Raw genomic sequence first — 17,561 nt, 5'->3', positions numbered from 1 at the left:
AACATGTCTACATACCTTATTGGCGACGTTCACGGTTGCTACGATGAACTGATCGCATTATTAGAGCAGGTGGAGTTTAACCCTGAGACTGATACGCTGTGGCTCACGGGCGACCTGGTCGCGCGCGGCCCCGGTTCGCTCGAAGTACTGCGTTTCGTGAAACAGCTTGGCGATAGCGTACGCCTCGTTCTGGGCAATCATGACCTGCACCTGCTGGCGGTCTTTGCGGGCATTAGCCGCAATAAACCCAAGGATCGGCTGAAATCGCTGCTTGAGGCGCCGGACGCCGACGATCTGCTCAACTGGCTGCGTCGTCAGCCGATGATGCAAATCGATGAAGAGAAAAAGCTGGTCATGGCCCATGCCGGGATCACCCCGCAGTGGGATCTGGAAACCGCCAAACAGTGCGCCCGCGATGTGGAAGCCGTACTTGCCAGCGACTCCTATCCGTTCTTCCTTGATGCGATGTACGGCGATATGCCGAACAACTGGAGCAACGAACTCAGCGGCCTGGCGCGCCTGCGCTTTATCTCCAACGCCTTTACCCGCATGCGCTACTGCTTCCCGAACGGGCAGCTGGATATGTACGCCAAGGAGGCGCCGGAAAACGCGCCCGCGCCGCTCAAGCCGTGGTTTGCTATTCCCGGGCCGGTGGCCAGCGAGTACAGCATTGCCTTCGGTCATTGGGCTTCGCTGGAAGGGAAAGGCACGCCGGAAGGGATTTACGCGCTGGATACCGGCTGCTGCTGGGGCGGCGATCTGACCTGCCTGCGCTGGGAAGATAAAACGTACTTCACGCAGCGATCGAACCGGCAGAGCAATCTTGATGAAGGCGAGGCGATCGCCTCCTGAAGAGAGTCACCCCGGTGAGCGAACGTCACCGGGGAAAACCTTAGCGGCGCTCCAGAATCTCGAAGCAGTAGCTATGGGAATTCTGCGCATCGGCATCGTGGAACTCGCTGAATACCGACTCCCACTCATCCGGATCGTAATCCGGGAAGTGGGTATCCCCTTCCACTTCCGCATCAATATGGGTCAGATAGAGCTTGTGCGCTTTCGGCAGGAACTGCTCGTACACGCGTCCGCCGCCGATCACCATCATCTCTTCCACGTCGCCGCAGGCGGCAATGGCTTCATCTACCGATTTGACCCACTGCACGCGATCGTCGGTGCCGGGCTGGCTGCTAATCACGATATTTTTACGCCCCGGTAACGGACGACCGATGGATTCCCAGGTAAGACGTCCCATCACTACCGGTTTGTTTAAGGTATTGCGCTTAAACCAGGCGAGATCGGCAGGCAGATTCCATGGCATGGCGTTTTCCATACCAATGACGCGATCTACCGCTAACGCCGCAATCAGACTGATCATTGAATAATTCCCGAATGCAAAAAATTGTCGCCACTATACGGAAAGCGTAATACTTCGTCGACTGGGCGAAGAGTAAAGAATCAGAAAATTTTAAGATTTGCTGGCGAGCCCACGTAAGCCCCGTGAGCCGCCAGGCAGGATTTAAATTGAAAACAAAATGTTACTTGTAAAGCTAACGTAACACCCTGAATTCTCCCTTATGCCGAGGGCTTATTTTGCGGCTCATCGGCGATGTCACCGGTATGCCGTCCCTCTTCCGTTCCTTGCCAGCCGTGACGCTGAACCAGCGATAAATGATTGCGGTCTTCGTTGATAATGCCGGTCAGCATATCGCTGGTGCGCTTGAATACCGCCACCCGGGAAGCCGCGTCGTTTTCCGCCATCGCCACCATCTCTTCCACCATTTGCAGATTGAAACGGCGGAACAGATCGGCCCGTTCGCGGGCCTCGTAGGCGCCCAGGCCCAGCGCCTCCAGCGTCATGCGTCCGGACTTCAGCGCCGCTTCGAAGGTTTCACGCTCCGGCGCTTCGACCCCGGCCTGGCGCAGCTTGATGTAATGATCGACATCGCGGGCGCGGGAGATGATCTGCAGATGCGGGAAATGCTCTTTTGCCAGCTCCGCCAGCTGCAGGTTCGTCTGCGGATCGTCGATGGCGTTAATCAGCACTTCCGCCTTTTCCGCCCCCGCCGACTCCAGCAGGTCCACCCGCGTCGCATCGCCGTAGAACACCTTCATATCAAATTTACGCAGGGTGTCGACGTGGTCAGGATCGTGATCGAGAATCACCATCTTCACCCCGCTGGAGAGCAGTACGCGGCCGGCGATCTGCCCGTAACGACCAAAGCCGGCGATAATCACCCGCGGCTGCTCTTCGTCAATTTCATCGGCTTCGCGCTCCTGGCCGCTGGCGGATTTCTCCAGGCGGGTCAGCAGCACCAGCAGGATTGGCGTGGCCGCCATTGATAGCGCCACCGCGAGGGTCAGCGCCTTCGCCCATTCGCCGTCCAGGACATCGGCCATCTGCGCCGCGCCGAAGACCACAAAGGCGAATTCGCTCCCCTGCCCCAGCAGCACCGCAAACCAGCGGCGCTGGGCGCGCGGAACGCCTAACGGCCGGGCGATCAGCCACAGCATCAGGGATTTAATCACCAGGAATCCCACCAGCAGAATCAGGATCCGCAGCGGATGCGTCACCAGGGTACCGAAGTCGATAGACATCCCGACGCCGATAAAAAACAGCCCCAGCAGCAGGCCCTTAAACGGTTCAATGTCGCTCTCCAGGGCGTGGCGGTACTCCGAGCTCGCCAGCAGCACGCCGGCGAGGAAGGCCCCCATCGCCATCGACAGCCCGACCTCTTCCAGCAGCAGCCCGAAGCCAAACACCAGGAACAGCGCCACGGCGCTGAAGACTTCACGCAGGCCGGAGCGCGCGACAAAACGCAGCATCGGCCGGGTCAGATAGCGTCCGAGCGCCACCACCAGCGCCAGCGCGCCCGCTACTTTCAGGGCCGAGAGCGCAAACGCGCCCAGCGTCGTCGAGCCGCCGCTCGCCGCCAGCAGCGGGATCATCGCCACCAGAGGAATGGCCGCGATATCCTGGAACAGCAGCACCGCAAAGGCGCTGCGGCCCAGCTGGGTAACCGTCAGGTTACGTTCGTTCATCGCCTGCATAGCGATCGCCGTTGAGGAGAGCGCCAGGGTCATGCCAATCAGCTCGGCAACCTGCCAGCGCAGACCCAGCGACATGCAGAACAGGCCAATCAGCACGCCACAGACGACCATCTGCAGCGCCCCGCCGCCGAACACCGAGGCGCGCAGTTTCCACAGCCGCTGGGGATCGAGCTCAAGACCGATAACGAAAAGCATCAGCACCACGCCGATTTCCGCGAAGTGCAAAATCGACTCGGCGTCGGTGACCAGCCGCAGCCCCCACGGGCCAATAATACAGCCGGCAATTAGGTAGCCGAGCACCGACCCCAGCCCAAGGCGTACGGCAATCGGCACGATCAGCGCGGCGGATCCTAAATAGATCAGCGCCTGTATCAGCGTATGGCTATCCATTATTGTGCGCCTCCTGCCATTCGATTAAACGTTGACGGTAGTGGCGCGCCTGCGCCTGAAGGGTTTCGTCATCGCAGATAAAAGTGCAATGCATCGCGAACGGCGGCAGCCATTTCATGCCGCAATACAGCGCGGTCGCCTGCAGCGGCTGCGCCAGGACGTCGAAACCGGGAAAGGAACCAATATCAAAGTGGCTTTCGCCGCCGCCGGTGGTCACCGCCCACATCAGCGATTTACCGCGCAGCGCGATACCGTTGTGCCCGTATGCCCAGCCGTGCGCCAGCACTTTGTCCATCCACAGCTTGAGCAGCGGCGGCACGCTGTACCACTGCATCGGATGCTGCCAGATGACCAGATCGGCACGGGCCAGCGCCGCCTGCTCGGCAGCGATATCGATATTGAAATCGGGGTAAAGTTGATAGAGAGAGCGTATCTCGACGCCGTCAAGCGTCCCTGCCTGCTCAAGCATCCGCTTATTCGCATGCGAGTGCTGCGGATAAGGGTGCGCATAAATTATGAGGATCATTGATTAGCCTGCGTTAGCTCTTGTTGTAATCAGCAAGAGTGTAGACAGTTAATCGAACCGCTTACAGTGATAAGTGTGATTTATCTCTCGTTCAGGGCGAGGATCGGTCAGGCAGGCGTGACCCCGCGGTACGGGGCCGTGGATAACGCTTAGTTATCCAGTTCGTCCATGGACTTAACCTGATCGCGATTGATCTGCTCGGTGCGGCCGGTTTCCGCGTTTTTGTAGGACACCAGGCCGGTGTCGTCATCCACCTGCGGTTTGCCATCGGTGACAATGGTTTTTCCGTCGGTCGTTTTTAGCGACTGATTAGATGAACAGCCGGCCACGGTGAACAGTGCGGCAGCGGCGAAGATAGCAGCGGTGAGGGGCTTGTTGTGCATGGTGTTTCTCTCCCGTTATTAAGAGCCTATCCCATTAGGACTATTTCACTTGCCATTTTGGACCTGGGCAGTGCCCGAAATCCTCACGTACTACGTGTACGCTCCGGTTTCTCCGCGCTGTCCGTATCCAAACTGGCTGCGCCAATAACGCCTACTGGGATAGGCTCTAAGTCATATTCATTATCACCCTAACCACTTTAGGCTAGCTGACTGTCCGGCGAGAGAAAACCAGAACTCTCCGAAGTGGCCTGTTAACGCCGATCCCCCTGTTTTTGTTCGACGTTCAGCGCCGAGGGGAGCGTCACTTTATTCCGCCCAGGCTTATCGTCACGCAAAAAAAAGCGCCTCCGGCGTGGCCACCGGAGGCGCTTTTACTGGCAGATAATATTACTTTTTAATCTGCGCGTGCATTTCCTGCACCGAGGTCACTTTTTCCATCGCGTTGGCATTCAGCGCCATTGCGGTCGCGAAACCACCGTTCAGCGTGGTGTCGTAGTGCACTTTGTACTGCAGGGCGCTGCGGCGAATCAGCTTGGAGTCTTCAATCGCCTGGCGGCCCGCGGTGGTGTTGATGATGTAGGTGTATTCGCCATTCTTGATGCGGTCCTGAATGTGCGGACGGCCTTCATGCACCTTGTTCACCAGACGCGGGTTGATGCCGGCTTCGCCCAGCACAATCGCGGTACCGTGGGTCGCATCCAGCTCGAAACCAAACTTCAGCAGTTTTGCCGCCAGATCCACCACGCGCTCTTTGTCGCCTTCGCGAACGGAGAGCAGCGCGCGTCCCTGTTTCTTCATCGTCGAGTTGCTGCCCAGCTGCGCCTTGGCGAACGCTTCCGCGAAGGTGCGGCCTACGCCCATGACTTCACCGGTAGAGCGCATTTCTGGCCCTAACAGCGGGTCGACGCCCGGGAATTTGTTAAACGGCAGCACCACCTCTTTCACCGAATAGTACGGTGGGATGATCTCTTTCGTGACGCCCTGCTGAGCCAGCGTTTTGCCCGCCATCACGCGCGCCGCGACTTTCGCCAGCGGTACGCCGGTGGCTTTCGAGACGAACGGGACGGTACGCGCCGCGCGCGGGTTGACTTCAATCAGGTAGACTTCGTTGTTTTTGACCGCAAACTGCACGTTCATCAGGCCGCGCACCTGCAGCTCAAAGGCCAGCTTCTGCACCTGCTCGCGCATCACGTCCTGAATTTCCTGGCTCAGAGTGTAAGCCGGCAGCGAACACGCGGAGTCGCCGGAGTGCACGCCCGCCTGCTCAATATGCTCCATGATGCCGCCAATCAGCACCATTTCGCCGTCGCAGATCGCATCGACGTCGACTTCAACCGCATCGTCAAGGAAGCGGTCCAGCAGCACCGGCGCATCGTTAGAGACGCTGACGGCAGTCTGGAAGTAGCGACGCAGGTCGATTTCGTCGTAGACGATTTCCATCGCGCGGCCGCCGAGAACGTAGGACGGACGCACCACCAGCGGGTAGCCAATCTCTTTCGCCTTTTCGACCGCCATTTCGATCGCGGTCACGGTGGCGTTCGCCGGCTGCTTCAGCTTCAGGCGGTCAACCGCGTGCTGGAAGCGCTCGCGGTCTTCCGCACGGTCGATGGCATCCGGGCTGGTGCCGATAACCGGCACGCCTGCCGCTTCCAGCGCGCGCGCCAGCTTCAGCGGCGTCTGGCCGCCGTACTGCACGATAACGCCTTTCGGTTTCTCAATGCGCACGATTTCCAGCACGTCTTCCAGCGTCACCGGCTCAAAGTAGAGGCGGTCGGAGGTGTCGTAGTCGGTAGAGACGGTTTCCGGGTTACAGTTGACCATAATGGTCTCGTAGCCGTCTTCGCGCAGCGCCAGGGAGGCATGGACGCAGCAGTAGTCGAACTCGATGCCCTGGCCGATACGGTTCGGGCCGCCGCCGAGCACCATGATTTTGTCGCGGTCAACGGACGGGTTGGCTTCGCACTCGTCTTCATAAGTGGAGTACATGTAGGCGGTGTCGGTAGCGAATTCCGCCGCGCAGGTATCCACGCGCTTGTAGACCGGGTGCAGGTCATACTGGTCGCGCAGCTTGCGGATTTCCGCTTCGCGCACGCCAGCCAGCTTCGCCAGACGCGCATCGGCAAAGCCTTTACGCTTGAGCTGACGCAGGAAGTCGGCGTCGAGGCCGGTAATACCGACTTCAGCCACTTTCTCTTCCAGACGCACCAGCTCTTCAATCTGCACCAGGAACCAGCGGTCGATATTGGTCAGGTTGAATACGCCATCAACGGAGAGGCCCGCGCGGAAAGCGTCAGCGATGTACCAGATACGCTCAGCGCCCGCGTCTTTCAGCTCGCGGCGAATCTTGGTCAGCGCTTCCGGGTCATCGAGGCTCACTTTCGGGTCGAAACCGGTAGCGCCCACTTCCAGGCCGCGCAGCGCTTTCTGCAGGGACTCCTGCTGGGTACGGCCAATCGCCATCACTTCGCCCACCGACTTCATCTGGGTGGTCAGACGGTCGTTCGCGCCGACGAATTTTTCAAAGTTGAAGCGTGGGATTTTGGTCACGACGTAGTCGATGGACGGCTCAAACGACGCCGGGGTGCGGCCGCCGGTGATATCGTTCATCAGCTCATCAAGGGTGTAACCAACCGCCAGCTTCGCCGCCACTTTAGCGATCGGGAAGCCGGTGGCTTTCGAGGCCAGCGCCGAGGAGCGGGAGACGCGCGGGTTCATTTCGATAACGATCAGGCGACCATCTTTCGGGTTCACCGAGAACTGAACGTTGGAGCCGCCGGTTTCTACGCCGATTTCACGCAGTACCGCCATCGAAGCGTTACGCATGATTTGGTACTCTTTGTCGGTCAGGGTCTGCGCCGGCGCCACGGTGATGGAGTCGCCGGTGTGGATGCCCATCGCGTCGAAGTTTTCGATGGAGCAGACGATGATGCAGTTGTCGTTTTTATCACGCACTACTTCCATCTCGTACTCTTTCCAGCCGATCAGCGATTCATCAATCAGCAGCTCGTTGGTCGGGGAGAGATCCAGACCGCGTTCGCAGATCTCTTCGAACTCTTCGCGGTTGTAGGCGATACCGCCGCCGGTGCCGCCCATCGTAAAGGACGGACGGATGATGCACGGGAAGCCAACTTCAGCGGCAACCGCCAGCGCTTCTTCCATGGTATGCGCGATACCGGAACGCGCGGTATCGAGACCGATTTTCTTCATCGCCACGTCGAAACGGCGACGGTCTTCGGCTTTATCAATCGCGTCGGCGGTCGCGCCAATCATGGTCACGCCGAACTCTTCAAGCACGCCCTGACGCTCCAGCTCCAGCGCGCAGTTCAGCGCCGTCTGGCCGCCCATGGTCGGCAGAACCGCATCCGGACGCTCTTTCTCGATGATCTTGCGCACCACTTCCCAGTGAATCGGCTCGATGTAGGTGGCATCAGCCATTTCCGGGTCGGTCATGATAGTGGCCGGGTTAGAGTTCACCAGAATAACGCGGTAGCCCTCTTCGCGCAGCGCTTTACACGCCTGGGCGCCGGAGTAGTCAAACTCACACGCCTGACCGATAACAATCGGGCCCGCGCCCAGAATCAGGATGCTTTTTATATCTGTACGTTTTGGCATGGCTCTCTTAACTCCTGATTATTTCGCGGACTGACGGTACTGCTCAATTAATTCGATAAAATGGTCGAACAGCGGTGCGGCATCGTGCGGGCCAGGGCTCGCCTCCGGATGTCCCTGGAAGCTGAACGCCGGTTTATCGGTACGGTGAATCCCCTGCAGGGTGCCGTCGAACAGCGACTTGTGGGTCACGCGCAGGTGGGCGGGCATAGACGCCTCATCCACCGCAAAGCCGTGGTTCTGCGCGGTGATCATCACCACGTTGTTATCAATATCTTTTACCGGATGGTTGCCGCCGTGGTGGCCGAACTTCATCTTCACGGTCTTCGCGCCGCTCGCCAGAGCCAGCAGCTGGTGGCCGAGGCAGATGCCGAATACCGGAATATCGGTCTCCAGGAACTTCTCAATCGCTGCGATAGCGTAGTCGCAGGGCGCCGGATCGCCGGGACCGTTGGACAGGAAGATACCGTCCGGATTCATTTTCAGCACCTCTTCAGCGGAGGTCTTTGCCGGCACCACCGTCAGACGGCAGCCGCGATCGACCAGCATGCGCAGGATGTTGCGCTTGGCGCCGAAATCGTAGGCCACCACGTGGAACGGCAGCTCGCTTTCCGCTTTGGCTTCCGGCAGGTCGCCCGCCAGCGTCCAGCTCCCCTGCGTCCAGCTGTAGGTTTCTGCGGTGGTCACTTCCTTCGCCAGATCCATGCCGTTGAGGCCCGGGAACGCTTTCGCTTTTTCCAGCGCCAGCTGCGCATCCGGGCTATCGCCGGCGATGATGCAGCCGTTCTGCGCGCCTTTTTCGCGCAGCAGGCGGGTCAGCTTACGGGTATCGATATCGGCAATCGCCACGATATTGTGGCGCTTCAGATAAGAAGAGAGGTCTTCGGTATTGCGGAAGTTGCTGGCAATCAGCGGCAGATCGCGAATGACCAGACCCTGCGCATGTACCTGAGAAGCTTCTTCATCGGCGGCATTGGTGCCGACGTTGCCGATATGGGGATAAGTTAGAGTGACGATTTGGCGGGAATAGGAAGGATCAGTGAGGATTTCTTGATAACCGGTCATTGAAGTATTGAAAACGACTTCCCCAACCGCCGTGCCGGTAGCCCCAATGGCCCGACCGTGAAACTGGGTTCCGTCTTCCAGAACCAATAGCGCTGACTTAATCAAAACACCCTCCAGAGAATATCCACTCACTTTATTTGCATATTAATTCATAATGTAGATCTGAATCAATGCAAATCTGTTGCCCGCAGAATTTTGGCAAACGGCGGCATTCTGGAGAGATGGCGGATAAAAGTCAACTTAAAGCGGATATTTTTAATCTTGTTTCAGGCCACTATTCAGCAATACCTGCCTTAACGGGCAAAAAGATCACCTAACTCGCCCGGGAAAACGCTTGCGGAGGAGGATGTTTGTAAAATCGCCGGGCAGGGATTGAAAAAGTAGACCAGATGGTCAAAATTTACAATAAAACAACAAAAATAAGGCGGATAAGATAGTATTTTTCAGGCCTGGCGATAAAAAATCGATTAAACGCCAAAAATAAAAAAGGGCAATAAGACATTGCCCCTTGCAATCAATTACTTATTGAAAGCAATAACCACATCACGATGGGTAATAATCGTTATAAAGAGTTCAACTCAAGCACATCACGCATATCAAAAAGACCGTTTTTCTTGCCTTTTATCCATAAAGCGGAACGAACGGCACCATTTGCAAAAGTCATTCGGCTGGAAGCCTTATGGCTGATCTCAATACGTTCGCCGATATCCGCAAACATCGCCGTATGTTCGCCGACGATATCCCCGGCGCGCACGGTCGCAAAGCCGATGGTGCCGGGAACGCGTTCGCCGGTATAGCCTTCGCGACTGTAGACCGCACACGCTTTCAGATCTTTATCCAGGGCTCCGGCAATCGCCTCGCCCATCGCCAGCGCCGTACCCGATGGCGCGTCGACTTTGTGACGATGATGCGCTTCGATAATCTCAATATCGGTATAGTCGCCCATCACCTTCGCCGCCTTTTCCAGCAGCTTAAGCATCACGTTGACGCCGACGCTGAAGTTGGCGGCAAACACGATGGCGATCTCCTGCGAAGCGTCGCGAATCGCCTGCTTCCCGGCGTCGTCAAAGCCGGTGGTGCCGATAACCATGCCTTTGCCGTGTTGACGGCAAAACGCAAGATGGGCCAGCGTGCCTTCCGGGCGGGTAAAATCGATGAAAACGTCAAAATCGTCTTTTACCGCCTCAAGGCTGCTTTGCACCACCACCCCTGACCTGCCCGCGCCCGCCAGCTCGCCCGCATCGCTGCCGAGCAGCGAGGAACCTTCGCGCTCCAGCGCCGCGCCAAGCGCCGCGCCGTCCATCTGCTGTACCGCCTGAATTAACTGGCGTCCCATCCGGCCGCCCGCGCCCGCGATGGCCACGCGGATTTGTGCATCATGCATAGCTATTCTCTTTTGTTAACACTACGTAAATTGTTTTCAGAGTAACCAGCCCAACGATGAGCCGCTACTCAAAAACACCGATAATTAGAAATTTATGACAAACTGCCGCCGATATCAGTAAAAACTATAAGATTGTGCCGGGAATTTGCCGTGGAGTAGTGAGAAGCGAGGAGCGCGCGCAGTCCGCAACCCCGGATTGGCCCTGTATGGCCAATCCGGGGAATACGGCGACAGAAAAGCAGCGATTAGTGCAGGAACAGCTCGCCGGCCGGGAAACCGGACAGGAACCAGGTGACCGCCAGCAGGTCGGCGCTGCCGCCCGGGCTAAGGTGGCGAATAATCAGCTCATCATCCAGCCGGCGCAGCGCGTCCATCCCGCCGTCGGACAGCACCCCGCCTTCCCACAGCAGCTTTTGCGCCTGCTGCTGCACAAAATTGAGCCCTTCCAGCCCGCCGCGCGACACCAGATTGGTATCGTCATTCCAGGCCATCAGGTGCAGCAGAGTCTGCAGTAACGCCAGATTGGTATCGCCGGTGTCCGCCATAACGCGATTGAAGACCGGCATCGCCTGAGTGCGCACGGTGCGAAAGCCGCTTTCCGCTTCGCCTCTGGCGCCGGAGAGCCCGTAGCGCAGGAAATGCCCTTCGCCTTTACTGACCTTCATTCCTTCTGGAGAGGAGAGCTCGCGCCCGACCAGGCCGCGGCAGAAGCGGGCCACCCGATCGCAAACCCGGTGCTGTTCAACCGGCTCCCCTCTGGCCACCAGCCTTCCCGCCGCCGCGCTGAGCAGGCCAAAAGCGAAGATCGCGCCGCGATGGGTATTCACCCCGCCGGTAGCCTCCAGCATATCCGTCTCGCACGCCATGCCCACCGGACGCAGCATCGTCAATACCTGCTCCGGCGTGATATTGGCCGTGTCGTGGCCCATAATGAAAAACTTCTCCATCCATGGCGCGACAGCCGCCGTGCTGGCCTCAAAGGAGGCCAGATCCATATCCCGATGCGCGCCGGCGTTACGAATATCCACCAGGCCCGGTTTCGGCGTCAGGCGGACTTCGGTCAGCAGCGCTCGTTCCACGCGAGAAACCATCTCCTCCGCCGTCACCGTTTGACGGCTCAACGGGCGACGCTGGCTTATCATCACTTCGCTCATGCCTTTCTCCTCAGCGCGTTTAACCGGCGCTTTTGACCTGATGAATGACATCAATCACTGAACCGTCGCGATAGCGCACCACGGCCACCACCCGATCGGTGAATTCGATCGGGTCAGGCGTGCCGGTCAACAGTTCGGCGCGCTGCTGCAGCTCTTCAATGGTCATCAGCGGGATACCCGCGTTACGCAGGTTATCAATCAGGTCCTGACGCGCCGGGTTGACGGCGATACCGTGATCGGTGACCAGCACATCCACGCTGGCGCCCGGCGTCACGCGAGTCAGCACCTTCTCCACCACGCACGGAATACGCCCACGCACCAGCGGCGCGGTGATAATGGTTAAATCCGCGCCTGCCGCCGTATCGCTGTGGCCGCCGGATGCCCCGCGCAGCACGCCGTTGGAGCCGGTCATCACGTTAACGTTGAATCCGGTATCGATCTCCAGCGCGCTCAGCATCACCACGTTCAGGCGTTCGCAGGAGACGCCTTTCGAACCGGGATTGGCGTACTGATTAGCGGAAATTTCAATATGGTTAGGGTTATTGGCCAGCGAACGCGCGGCATCGCCGTCAAAAGACTGGGTATCCAGCAGCGCTTTGATCAGACCCTTTTCGTGCAGATCGACCATCGTGCCGGTGATCCCGCCCAGACCAAAGCTGGCGGTAATATTGTTACGACGCATCTTATCTTCGAGGAAGCGGGTCACCGCCAGCGATGCGCCGCCGGTCCCCGTCTGCAATGAGAAACCGTCTTTGAAATAGCCAGAGTGTTCGATCACCTTCGCCGCCTGGCGGGCGATCAGCAGTTCGCGCGGGTTGCTGGTCAAACGGATCGCCCCGGCGGTGATTTTCGCCGGATCGCCGACCTCGTCGACCTGCACGATCAGATCGACCCGATCCTGGGCGATGCTGGCCGGATAGTTTGGATAATCCACCCACTCTTCGGTGAGCAGCACCACGCATCCGGCGGCCTCGGCATCCACTCTGGCGTAGCCCAGCGATCCGCAGCGGGATTTACCGCTAAAGCCGTTGGCGTTGCCATACTCATCGCAGCACGGCACGCCGAGGAACGCCACATCAATGCGTAGCTCACCGGTTTGCACTAAATGCGCCCGGCCGCCGTGAGAGTGGATTTGTACCGGGTTTTCCATCAGCCCGGCGGAGATCGCTTCCCCCAGCTTCCCGCGCAGACCGGAGGTGTAAATCTGGCGGATCACGCCATTCTTAATATGTTCAATCAGCGGCCAGTGGGCGTCGATCAGCGAGCTTGAGGCCAGCGTCAGATCGCGAAAACCCATTTCAGCCAGCTTCGCCACCACCATATTGACCACCTTGTCGCCGCCGCGAAACGCGTGATGGAAGGAGATGGTCATACCGTTTTGCAGCCCGGAACGGCGAATCGCCTCCTCCAGCGAGGCGCAGATTTTACGCTGCCGCTTTTCGCTTTCGCTGGCCAGCCACGGGCTCTGCGCCGTCACGCCCGCATAGGGCGCTAATCCTTCCGGCATCACGTACTGCTGATTAAGCATTGCTACGGTCTCTTTCATTATTTACTCCTTAATCACGAATGCCGGAAGCCGACAGCGCCACGACTTTGCGCGCATGATCGATAATCGGTCCATCTATCATCTTGCCGTTCAGCGATACCACGCCCAGACCGCGCGCTTCCGCCTCTTCCGCCGCCGCGATCACCTCCCGCGCATGTTCAACGTCTTTCAGCGTGGGGGCATAAACCTGGTGCAGCAGCTCAATCTGGCGCGGGTTGACCAGCGATTTACCGTTAAAGCCAAGATTCTTCGCCAGATTCGCTTCCGCGAGGAAACCCTCTTCATTGTTAATATCCGACCACACCACGTCGTACGCCGCGATCCCGGCGACGCGCGCCGCGTGCAGCACCGCGCAGCGGGCGTAAAACAGTTCGGTGCCATCGCCGCGGCTGGTGCCCATATCCATAACGTAATCGAAGGCCGCCAGCGCGATGGCCGACAGGCGCGGGCTGGCGCGAGCGATCTCAACCGCGTTCACTACGCCCAGCGCCGACTCTATCGCCGCCATTAATTTCGTGCTGCCCACTTCCCGGCCGCATTCGCGCTCAATCCGCTCGACGTGCGCTTCCAGCTCATGGATATCTTCTTTGCTATCGGTTTTGGGCAGGCGCACCATATCGACGCCCGCGCGCACCACCGCCTCAAGGTCGGCGAGACCAAACGGCGTGCTGAGCGGGTTAATGCGCACCACGGTTTCCACGTCCCGGTAGAGCGGATGCTGTAGCGCATGATGCACCAGCAGGCGGGCGGTATCTTTTTCACGGAGCGAGACAGCATCTTCGAGGTCGAACATCACCGCGTCAGCGCCGTAAACAAATGAGGTGCTTAACATCGCGGCGTTGGCGCCGGGGATAAACAGCATACTGCGACGAGGTTTCATAGCTGACTCCAGTGCGGTTGAGATTGTTGCGCCGCGCGCAGCGCCGCGGCCTGAACCCGAGCCTTCAGTACGCATTCGAGCGCGCCTTTATCATCGACGACGACGTTCGCCCGGGTAACGCCAAGCTGCGTCAGCGTCTCTCTGACCACCCGCTCAATCGCCGCGCCAAACTGCTGCTTCACAATGCTGTCGATTTCAAGCTGAATACCTGGCTCATTCGCAGGCCCGATCCTGACCATCACATCGCTGGATTCCAGCGTGCCGGCCAGGGCGTCAATCATCATTTCCATAGAGGCTGATCCTTAGTTATGGAGGTAAATCAGGCGGTTTGGTGTTCGCTTTCCGCCAGATGCATCAGAAAAGAGAGGGTTCCCGGCGGCACCAGCGGCGCAATCGACGACCACTGGCGCTGCTGATACAGCCTGCGCACCCGGGAAGCGGAAATGGGCGCGCCCTCTTTCTCAACCCGCGCCAGCTCAACCACCTGAATCGCCGGCGCGTCGCCGGGCGCTTCCAGCAGCTGGCGCATGCGCTGGTTGTAGCGACGGGTTAATTCACACAGCGGTTCGCTGCCGACAAAGCGGTGGGTCACGCCCAGCGCCGGAGCTAAACGTTCGCGAAAGAGCTGCAGATCGATCTGGCTGTGGCAATCGTCAACCACGCCTTTGTCTTTAAGGAAGTAGCCGGGAAAAGTGGCGCGCGAGATCAGATAGGCCGATCCCGGATGCAGGGTCACGTTGGCGATCCCGGCGATCCCCTGTTCAATCAGCGCCACGCGATCGCGGTAGCGGAAAAACGAAGCATCCTCCTTCACCACGAACAGATGCAGCCAGTTGCAGCGTTGAGCCGCCTGCTCCACCAGCCAACGATGCCCCAGGGTAAAGGGATTGGCGTTCATCACGATGGCGCCGATTTTTTCGCCGGGCTGACGATACATCGTAAGCTGGCGGCAATAGCGGGCCAGACGTTCGCGGCTATTTTCCATTAACACGGCCTGCTCCCCCGCGCGGGCGATAGGCCAGAACCCGGCGCAGGAGAAGAGCGCCGCGTTATAGGGTTTAGTGAACAGAAACAGTTCGCTGCGGCCCAGCTCATACGCCAGGGTCATCAGTTCAGTCAGCAGCTTCAGGCTGAGCCCTTCCCCCTGCAGCGACGGGTCGACGGCAATACACTTCAGGACGCATCCGGCAATGGCGCCGCAGCCGACAATGCGCCGCTGGTACTCGACGATAATCGCCCATTCGCAGTCCGCCTCCAGCGTGAGCTGGTGCTGATGAAGAAAGAGGTCAACGGCCTCTCGCCGCCGTGGGTCGAGCTGTACCGCGACGCGTTTTACTATCAGATTCATTTTTTTCGCGCTTCATTGACCAAAACGAGCTGTATTTCGCCATCGTTCCCGCAGCGGTTCTTTTATTTCAATCACATTTTTCCGCGTACCTTAATTGGCTTTATGGTTTTTATGTTGTTAATTAATTCAGCAGAATAAAAACAATTAAATTAATTAAAAACACGACTAATCAGTGAAGATAATCACATATCGCCGGGGAACATATTTATTATTATGCCGCCGTCCTATTATTGTTTTTTCTAACGGCATTAATACACAAAATCATTCAAGTTGCATCGAGGCGGTAACTGAATGAATCCCCAGGAGCTTACGCATAGTAAGTGACTGGGGTGAGTGAAGGCTGCCAACAAAGAGGCAGCTTGAAGGATGATGTGTATATTCCTTTTTTTAACAGGGTGACGTCATATGACTAATATGAGCCAGGCTCCATCTGCGGAGAAAAAAGGGGTTAGCGATATTCTGGGGTTTAAAATCTTCGGCATGCCGCTACCGCTTTACGCCTTTGCGTTAATCACTTTACTACTTTCACACTTTTATAATGCCCTGCCGACCGACATTGTTGGTGGCTTTGCGATCATGTTTATTATTGGCGCCGTTTTTGGCGAAATTGGCAAACGCCTGCCAATCTTCAATAAATATATTGGCGGCGCGCCGGTGATGATCTTCCTCGTGGCCGCCTATTTCGTTTACGCCGGCATTTTCACCCAGAAAGAAATTGATGCGATCACTAATGTGATGGATAAAAGTAACTTCCTGAACTTATTCATCGCAGTATTGATTACCGGCGCAATCCTCTCGGTTAACCGTAAGCTGCTGCTGAAATCTCTGCTGGGTTATATTCCGACCATTTTAATGGGGATCCTCGGCGCATCCATCTTCGGGATTATCATTGGCCTGTGCTTCGGTATCTCCATCGACCGCATCATGATGCTGTACGTCCTGCCGATTATGGGCGGCGGCAACGGCGCGGGCGCGGTGCCGCTGTCTGAAATTTATCACTCCGTCACCGGCCGTTCGCGTGAAGAGTACTACTCCACCGCGATTGCTATCCTGACCATCGCCAACATCTTTGCCATCGTCTTTGCTGCACTCCTCGATATTATCGGTAAAAAACACACCAGGCTGAGCGGTGAAGGCGAACTGGTGCGTAAAGCCTCCTTTAAAGTCGACGACGATGAAAAAGCGGGCCAGATTACCCATCGCGAAACCGCCGTCGGCCTGGTGCTCGCCACCACCTGTTTCCTGCTGGCCTACGTTATTGCCAAGAAAATTTTGCCAAGCATTGGCGGCGTCTCTATCCACTATTTCGCCTGGATGGTGCTGATCGTCGCGGCGCTGAACGCTTCCGGCCTCTGCTCGCCGGAGATCAAAGCCGGGGCCAAACGCCTGTCTGACTTCTTCTCTAAGCAGCTGCTGTGGGTACTGATGGTCGGCGTCGGCGTGTGCTACACCGACCTGCAGGAAATTATCGACGCGATTACCTTCGCGAACGTCATCATCGCGGCGGTGATCGTGGTGGGTGCGGTCGTCGGCGCAGCCGTCGGCGGCTGGATGATTGGCTTCTTCCCGATTGAGTCCGCGATCACCGCCGGTCTGTGCATGGCCAACCGCGGCGGCTCGGGCGACCTGGAAGTGCTCTCGGCCTGTAACCGTATGAATCTTATCTCTTATGCGCAAATCTCCTCCCGTCTGGGCGGCGGTATTGTGCTGGTCATCGCCAGCATCGTGTTCGGCATGATGATGTAACCAACACGCACGATGGCGATGTTTGAGCGTCAACCACAGCGGTGCTTTTTAGGGTCCAGAGCCGGGGGCGGCTTCGGGAAATCCACCCTACTCCTTAGCCGGAAGTATCGTTTGGTTAGCCTTCAGGCACGCCATCGTGCCCTTACTTTTGGATCTTTTCATGAGTGATGCAGTTCTGCTGGGTGAAGGCTTCACCCTGATGTTCCTCGGCATGGGGTTCGTGCTGGCGTTTCTGTTTCTGCTGATTTTCGCCATCCGCGGCATGTCCGCCGCCGTCAACCGCTTCTTCCCCGAACCGGCTCCCGCGCCGAAGGCCGCACCCGCCGCCGTAGCGCCCGCTGACGACTTCGCCCGCCTGGCGCCGGTGATTGCCGCCGCTATCCACCACCATCGCCGACTTAACCCTTAATTCACGGAGGAATCCATGACCGTTGCCATTACCGATGTCGTCCTGCGCGACGCCCACCAGTCCCTTTTCGCCACCC

Annotated in this window: 16 protein-coding genes; 4 read left to right on the top strand and 12 right to left on the bottom strand. The window is 58.0% G+C overall.

The window, feature by feature from the left end; translation table 11 throughout:
- The first annotated feature begins 3 nt into the window (after positions 1-3).
- A complete protein-coding gene (gene apaH / locus FQK12_RS24220) occupies positions 4-852 on the top strand; it encodes a bis(5'-nucleosyl)-tetraphosphatase (symmetrical) ApaH (protein WP_014227890.1) in 849 nt (282 codons plus the stop codon).
- A gap of 40 nt (positions 853-892) precedes the next feature.
- Here apaH and folA read toward each other — a convergent pair whose 3' ends face one another.
- From folA to citC, 12 genes are all read right to left on the bottom strand, one after another.
- Complete coding sequence (gene folA, locus FQK12_RS24215; RefSeq protein ID WP_004098524.1) at positions 893-1,372, bottom strand: type 3 dihydrofolate reductase; 480 nt, start codon at positions 1,370-1,372, stop codon at positions 893-895.
- Between the two features lie 197 nt (positions 1,373-1,569).
- Positions 1,570-3,435 carry a glutathione-regulated potassium-efflux system protein KefC gene (gene kefC, locus FQK12_RS24210; RefSeq protein ID WP_014227889.1) on the bottom strand — a complete coding sequence of 622 codons (1,866 nt, stop codon included), beginning with the start codon at positions 3,433-3,435 and terminating at the stop codon, positions 1,570-1,572.
- The gene (gene kefF / locus FQK12_RS24205) at positions 3,428-3,961 is read right to left on the bottom strand and encodes a glutathione-regulated potassium-efflux system oxidoreductase KefF (protein WP_004098522.1); all 534 of its coding nucleotides are present in this window, start codon (positions 3,959-3,961) and stop codon (positions 3,428-3,430) included. Before kefF ends, kefC begins: the two co-directional genes overlap by 8 nt.
- A gap of 149 nt (positions 3,962-4,110) precedes the next feature.
- Entirely contained in the window at positions 4,111-4,344 is a 234-nt protein-coding gene (locus tag FQK12_RS24200; protein ID WP_014227888.1) for a YgdI/YgdR family lipoprotein, read from the bottom strand.
- Positions 4,345-4,731: 387 nt separating this feature from the next.
- Complete coding sequence (carB, locus tag FQK12_RS24195; RefSeq protein WP_014227887.1) at positions 4,732-7,956, bottom strand: carbamoyl-phosphate synthase large subunit; 3,225 nt, start codon at positions 7,954-7,956, stop codon at positions 4,732-4,734.
- 18 nt (positions 7,957-7,974) lie between these two features.
- Positions 7,975-9,123, bottom strand: a complete 1,149-nt coding sequence (carA, locus tag FQK12_RS24190) for a glutamine-hydrolyzing carbamoyl-phosphate synthase small subunit (RefSeq protein ID WP_014227886.1) — start codon at positions 9,121-9,123, stop codon at positions 7,975-7,977.
- 457 nt (positions 9,124-9,580) lie between these two features.
- On the bottom strand, positions 9,581-10,402 hold the full coding sequence (dapB, locus tag FQK12_RS24185; RefSeq protein WP_014227885.1) for a 4-hydroxy-tetrahydrodipicolinate reductase: 822 nt from the start codon (positions 10,400-10,402) through the stop codon (positions 9,581-9,583).
- Positions 10,403-10,647: 245 nt separating this feature from the next.
- A complete protein-coding gene (citG, locus tag FQK12_RS24180; RefSeq protein WP_369816094.1) occupies positions 10,648-11,493 on the bottom strand; it encodes a triphosphoribosyl-dephospho-CoA synthase CitG in 846 nt (281 codons plus the stop codon).
- Positions 11,494-11,575: 82 nt separating this feature from the next.
- Entirely contained in the window at positions 11,576-13,102 is a 1,527-nt protein-coding gene (gene citF / locus FQK12_RS24175; RefSeq protein WP_014227883.1) for a citrate lyase subunit alpha, read from the bottom strand.
- A gap of 10 nt (positions 13,103-13,112) precedes the next feature.
- On the bottom strand, positions 13,113-13,982 hold the full coding sequence (gene citE / locus FQK12_RS24170; protein WP_014227882.1) for a citrate (pro-3S)-lyase subunit beta: 870 nt from the start codon (positions 13,980-13,982) through the stop codon (positions 13,113-13,115).
- Complete coding sequence (citD, locus tag FQK12_RS24165) at positions 13,979-14,272, bottom strand: citrate lyase acyl carrier protein (protein ID WP_014227881.1); 294 nt, start codon at positions 14,270-14,272, stop codon at positions 13,979-13,981. The genes citE and citD overlap by 4 nt, the downstream gene beginning before the upstream one ends.
- Before the next feature lie 29 nt (positions 14,273-14,301).
- On the bottom strand, positions 14,302-15,330 hold the full coding sequence (gene citC / locus FQK12_RS24160) for a [citrate (pro-3S)-lyase] ligase (protein ID WP_014227880.1): 1,029 nt from the start codon (positions 15,328-15,330) through the stop codon (positions 14,302-14,304).
- Positions 15,331-15,735: 405 nt separating this feature from the next.
- Between citC and citS the strand changes: the two genes are divergently transcribed.
- The 3 genes from citS to FQK12_RS28040 all read left to right on the top strand — a co-directional run.
- Positions 15,736-17,076 (top strand): citrate/sodium symporter CitS, encoded by a 1,341-nt coding sequence (gene citS, locus FQK12_RS24155; RefSeq protein ID WP_014227879.1) that lies wholly within the window; start codon positions 15,736-15,738, stop codon positions 17,074-17,076.
- Positions 17,077-17,236: 160 nt separating this feature from the next.
- Positions 17,237-17,485 (top strand): oxaloacetate decarboxylase subunit gamma, encoded by a 249-nt coding sequence (locus FQK12_RS24150; RefSeq protein WP_014227878.1) that lies wholly within the window; start codon positions 17,237-17,239, stop codon positions 17,483-17,485.
- 15 nt (positions 17,486-17,500) lie between these two features.
- The coding region (locus tag FQK12_RS28040; RefSeq protein WP_370380338.1) for a hypothetical protein at positions 17,501-17,561 on the top strand (61 nt) is incomplete at its 3' end.

This window comes from Klebsiella sp. ME-303, from assembly GCF_007910085.1.
GTDB lineage: Bacteria > Pseudomonadota > Gammaproteobacteria > Enterobacterales > Enterobacteriaceae > Klebsiella > Klebsiella michiganensis.
This window is presented reverse-complemented; position numbering and strand designations above follow the sequence as displayed.

Bases quoted from the DNA above. Each gene is read 5' to 3' on its own strand.
- apaH (WP_014227890.1), top strand. From the start codon at position 4: ATGTCTACATACCTTATTGGCGACGTTCACGGTTGCTACGATGAACTG.
- folA (WP_004098524.1), bottom strand. From the start codon at position 1,372: ATGATCAGTCTGATTGCGGCGTTAGCGGTAGATCGCGTCATTGGTATG.
- kefC (WP_014227889.1), bottom strand. From the start codon at position 3,435: ATGGATAGCCATACGCTGATACAGGCGCTGATCTATTTAGGATCCGCC.
- kefF (WP_004098522.1), bottom strand. From the start codon at position 3,961: ATGATCCTCATAATTTATGCGCACCCTTATCCGCAGCACTCGCATGCG.
- FQK12_RS24200 (WP_014227888.1), bottom strand. From the start codon at position 4,344: ATGCACAACAAGCCCCTCACCGCTGCTATCTTCGCCGCTGCCGCACTG.
- carB (WP_014227887.1), bottom strand. From the start codon at position 7,956: ATGCCAAAACGTACAGATATAAAAAGCATCCTGATTCTGGGCGCGGGC.
- dapB (WP_014227885.1), bottom strand. From the start codon at position 10,402: ATGCATGATGCACAAATCCGCGTGGCCATCGCGGGCGCGGGCGGCCGG.
- citG (WP_369816094.1), bottom strand. From the start codon at position 11,493: ATGGTTTCTCGCGTGGAACGAGCGCTGCTGACCGAAGTCCGCCTGACG.
- citF (WP_014227883.1), bottom strand. From the start codon at position 13,102: ATGAAAGAGACCGTAGCAATGCTTAATCAGCAGTACGTGATGCCGGAA.
- citE (WP_014227882.1), bottom strand. From the start codon at position 13,982: ATGAAACCTCGTCGCAGTATGCTGTTTATCCCCGGCGCCAACGCCGCG.
- citD (WP_014227881.1), bottom strand. From the start codon at position 14,272: ATGGAAATGATGATTGACGCCCTGGCCGGCACGCTGGAATCCAGCGAT.
- citC (WP_014227880.1), bottom strand. From the start codon at position 15,330: ATGAATCTGATAGTAAAACGCGTCGCGGTACAGCTCGACCCACGGCGG.
- citS (WP_014227879.1), top strand. From the start codon at position 15,736: ATGACTAATATGAGCCAGGCTCCATCTGCGGAGAAAAAAGGGGTTAGC.
- FQK12_RS24150 (WP_014227878.1), top strand. From the start codon at position 17,237: ATGAGTGATGCAGTTCTGCTGGGTGAAGGCTTCACCCTGATGTTCCTC.